At 68.0% G+C, this 3,696-nt stretch carries 5 protein-coding genes; 1 reads left to right on the top strand and 4 read right to left on the bottom strand.

Annotation, left to right across the window (positions count from 1 at the left end; all coding sequences use genetic code 11):
* From hisD to ACPYOD_RS18975, 3 genes are all read right to left on the bottom strand, one after another.
* Positions 1 to 1,185, bottom strand: a 1,185-nt coding sequence (hisD, locus tag ACPYOD_RS18965) for a histidinol dehydrogenase (RefSeq protein ID WP_481303244.1), incomplete at its 3' end; no start/stop codon positions are given.
* Complete coding sequence (gene hisG / locus ACPYOD_RS18970; RefSeq protein WP_481303245.1) at positions 1,182 to 2,075, bottom strand: ATP phosphoribosyltransferase; 894 nt, start codon at positions 2,073 to 2,075, stop codon at positions 1,182 to 1,184. The genes hisG and hisD, both read right to left, overlap by 4 nt.
* Entirely contained in the window at positions 2,072 to 2,389 is a 318-nt protein-coding gene (locus tag ACPYOD_RS18975; protein ID WP_481303246.1) for a YerC/YecD family TrpR-related protein, read from the bottom strand. The genes hisG and ACPYOD_RS18975 overlap by 4 nt, the downstream gene beginning before the upstream one ends.
* 147 nt (positions 2,390 to 2,536) lie before the next feature.
* Between ACPYOD_RS18975 and ACPYOD_RS18980 the strand changes: the two genes are divergently transcribed.
* Positions 2,537 to 3,238: a response regulator gene (locus ACPYOD_RS18980; protein WP_481303247.1), complete on the top strand. Its 702-nt coding sequence runs from the start codon at positions 2,537 to 2,539 to the stop codon at positions 3,236 to 3,238.
* Between the two features lie 6 nt (positions 3,239 to 3,244).
* Here ACPYOD_RS18980 and ACPYOD_RS18985 read toward each other — a convergent pair.
* Positions 3,245 to 3,696: aromatic amino acid lyase (locus ACPYOD_RS18985; protein ID WP_481303248.1), on the bottom strand; the 452-nt coding region annotated here is incomplete at its 5' end.

Below are 3,696 nucleotides of genomic sequence, written 5' to 3' on the forward strand. Positions count from 1 at the left end.
CTGCTGCACCGTGACCTGCTTCTGGAAACTGGCCACGGACACGCCGCTGAAGCTACGCGCGTAGCCATACGTAGGCAGCACATGGTTGCTGCCGCTGCAGTAGTCGCCGATGGACTCGGGCGTCCACTCGCCGAGGAAGACGGATCCGGCGGACTCGATGTCGTCTAGCAATGCGCGCGGATCGGCCGTCTGGATGATGAGGTGCTCCGGCGCGTAGAGGTTGCTGACCGCCACTGCCTCGGCGAGATCGCCAACCAGCACGAGGCGGCTTTCCCGCAGTGCGAGCGCCGCCACGTCGGCGCGCGGGAGCTCGACCCGTTGCCGTTCCACCTCGGCTTCCACCGCATCGAGCAGGTCGCGCGACGGGCTGACGAGCAACACCTGCGAATCGGGCCCGTGCTCCGCCTGCGACAGCAGGTCGGCGGCGACGAAACGCGGATCGGCATTGTCGTCGGCGATCACCAGCACTTCCGACGGACCGGCGGGCATGTCGATGGCGGCACCTGCCGGATCGCCGGCCACTTGCAGCTTCGCCTCGGTGACCCATGCATTACCGGGACCGAACAGTTTGTCGCAACGGGGAACGGATGCCGTGCCATACGCCATGGCGGCGATCGCCTGCGCACCGCCCAGCTTGAACACGCGATGCACGCCGACGGCGCGCGCCGCGAACAGCACCGCATCGTCGCACCGGCCATTCGCCTGCACCGGTGTGCACATCACCACATCGCGGCACTCCGCGATAGCGGCGGGCACTCCCAGCATGATGGCGGTCGAGGGCAGCGGAGCGCCGCCCGCCGGCACGTAGAGTCCCACGCGACGAATGGGTCGCAGGATGCGCTCCACACGCACGCCTGGCGCCGTCTCGATGGCCACCGGTACCGGCGCGCCAGCGCGATGGAACGTTTCGATACGACCCGCCGCCTCGAGAATGGCCGCCTTCAATGCTTCGGGAAGGCGCGCTTCGGCATCGGCGAATTCTTGCGCGGACACGGCAAGATCGTCCATCTCCACGCCGTCGTACCGGGACGTGAGTTCGAACAGCGCGGCATCGCCCCGCGCCCGCACCTCGGCGACGATCGCCTCCACGCCCTGGCGAAGGCCCGGGGCGCGCGACTGCGCCGGTCGTGCAAGCGCCGCCTCGCGCCCCGCCTCGTCGAGAATCTTCCAGTCGATCCGCTTCATGCCAGCATCTTCTCCACGGGCAGCACCAGCATGTCGCGCGCGCCAGCGCGCTTCATGTCTTCGAGTTGCCGCCAGCTCACCGACCCGGCGCACAGTGCCTGCAGCACCACGTGATCCGGCGCGCCGTCGATCGGCGTGAGCGTGGGCACGGGCGCACCCGGCAGCAGACGTGTGATCGCCGCGAGCGCATTACGCGGCGCCTGCATCAGGATGAGGCGCGAGTCGCGCACCTGGATCACACCGTCGAGCCGGCGCAAGAGCAGTTCGGCGATATCGGCGCGCTCGTCAGCGGGAAGCTCGCGGCGGCCGGCGAGCACAGCTTCGCTTTCGACGACCACCGCCGCTTCGCGCAACTGGTTCGCGCCGAGCGTGGCACCGCTGGAGACGAGGTCGCAGATGGCGTCCGCCGTGCCGAGGCGCGGCGCGATCTCCACCGAGCCGGCCAGCATCACCACTTTGGCATCGACGCCGTTCGCACGCAGCCACTCGCCCAGCAGGCCCGGGTATGACGTGGCGATGCGCTGCCCCGCCAGCTGCGAGGGACCTTCATAGGCGTCTTCCTGGGGTACCGCGATGGAAAGCCGGCAGTGCCCGAAGCCCAGCGGCCGCAGTTCGTCCAGACCCACGCCCGCTTCCTCGTTCGAAAGCTGGAACTCGCGCAGGACGTTCCGGCCCACGATGCCGAGGTCGCATACGCCCTCCGCGATGAGGCTGGGGATGTCGTCATCGCGAACCAGCAGCAGATCCACCGGTTCGCCCTCGCCAAAGCAGAAAAGCTTGTCGCGGCTCTGCCGGAACTTGAGGCCGCAGCGGGCGAGCAGTTCCTGGGCGGGCTCGGTGAGCCGGCCGGACTTCTGCATGGCGATGCGCAGTCGGTCGCGCGGGTTCATGCTGCGCCCCCGAGATTGCGCCGGGCGGCGGCGGCCATGTACCCGCCGTTGCCCTGGTTGAGGTAACGCGCGACGCGCCCGATGGTGGTGATGCTGACCGCCGTCCGCTCATGGATCTCGCGATAGGAGCGGCCCTCGAGCAGGTGCGGCACCACCCGCCAGCGATCGACCATGACTTCGATCTCCGCCGGGGTGCACAGGTCGTGCAGGAAGGCCCGCATCTCCTCCACGGTGGTGAGCCCGGCCAGGGCTTCGCACAGGCTGGTTTCAGCGGAATCGGCGGGGGTTTCCGGATCGAGGGAGCGACGCTTCATAATGTACTAACGCGTTAATACGATAACTAATCCTAACTGCGCAACCGGCCCGTGGCAAGCGCCTCCGGACACAATTGCGCTTTTCTTCCATATATTTCGCGCCGGTCGCTCGCCACCATGGCCCCCCTCCATGCCGCGAGCCCTACCATGTCGAGCACCGTGATCATCGCCGACGATCACCCGGTCGTCGTTGCGGGGGTCGAAACCATTCTCAGGGCGCATCGATACGAGGTCATCGCCCGCGCCCACGATACCGACACCCTGTTCGAGGCCCTGGTCGACCACCCCTGCGACGTCGTGATCACCGACTATTCCATGCCGGAGGGCAACCAACCCGACGGCCTGCCCATGATCCGGCGCATTCGCGCCACCCGTCCCGACGTCGGCATCGTCATCCTCACCATGCTCTCGAATCCCGCCGTGTTGCGCGGCCTGCTCGACATGGGCGTGGCGGCCATCTTCGACAAGCGCGCCAACCTGCGCGACATTCCCGTGGCGGTGCACGCGGCCGACGTGGGCCGCTCCTATCTGAGCCCCGCGATCCGCCGCCTGTTCCACGAGGCCGACTGCGCGGCGGGCCACGACGATCTCTCCACGCGGCTGTCGCCACGCGAGGTGGAGGTACTCCGTGCTTATGCGAAAGGACACGGCCTTTCGGAAATCGCCGCACTCATGGGGCGCAGCTTCAAGACGATCAGCCGGCAGAAGCGTTCGGCCATGGCAAAACTGGGCCTCGCGAACGACGCCCAGCTTTACCAGTATCTCGCCGGTGTGCGCGCCGGCATGCTCGACGATTGGGCACCGGGTGGAGAATCGGGCGCCGCATCGCGGTCTTCGCCGGAGGTTTAGGAGCCGCTAGCGCCCAGTCACTAGGCGGCCGGACGCCACCAGTTCGCATACCGCCCGCACGTCGCCGTCCATCGCGCGGTCGCGCTGCATGAAGGCCACATGCTCGCGCAAGGTGGCCAGCGCTTCGCGCACGGCCTTGCCGCCGTGGAAATCGTCGGCGGAGGCCAGCGCATCCATCAGCGCGCGCACCTCGCCCTCGAAGCGTGCGTAGTGCGGCGAATCCGCGCGCGGCACGCCGGAAATCTTCGAGACGAACGCCGGCAAGTCGCCGCGATGCGCAAGGGAGCGCGCGGCATTGAGCATGTCCTGCCGGTACTCCAGCGCCTGGGCCGCGGTGTACAGCTCCATCGCCAGCACGTGGCCGAGGTCTTCGGTCATCTCCAGCACGTGGCGGGCCTCGTTGGCACCCATGGACACATGGTCTTCCGCGTTCGCACTGGTCGGCACGGAGTACACGG

The sequence above is a fragment of the Luteibacter sp. HAY1-4A genome, assembly GCF_056755355.1.

What these genes read in the sequence shown, in the direction of transcription:
- hisG (WP_481303245.1), bottom strand. Translation starts at nt 2,075, where the DNA reads ATGAACCCGCGCGACCGACTGCGCATCGCCATGCAGAAGTCCGGCCGG.
- ACPYOD_RS18980 (WP_481303247.1), top strand. Translation starts at nt 2,537, where the DNA reads ATGTCGAGCACCGTGATCATCGCCGACGATCACCCGGTCGTCGTTGCG.
- ACPYOD_RS18975 (WP_481303246.1), bottom strand. Translation starts at nt 2,389, where the DNA reads ATGAAGCGTCGCTCCCTCGATCCGGAAACCCCCGCCGATTCCGCTGAA.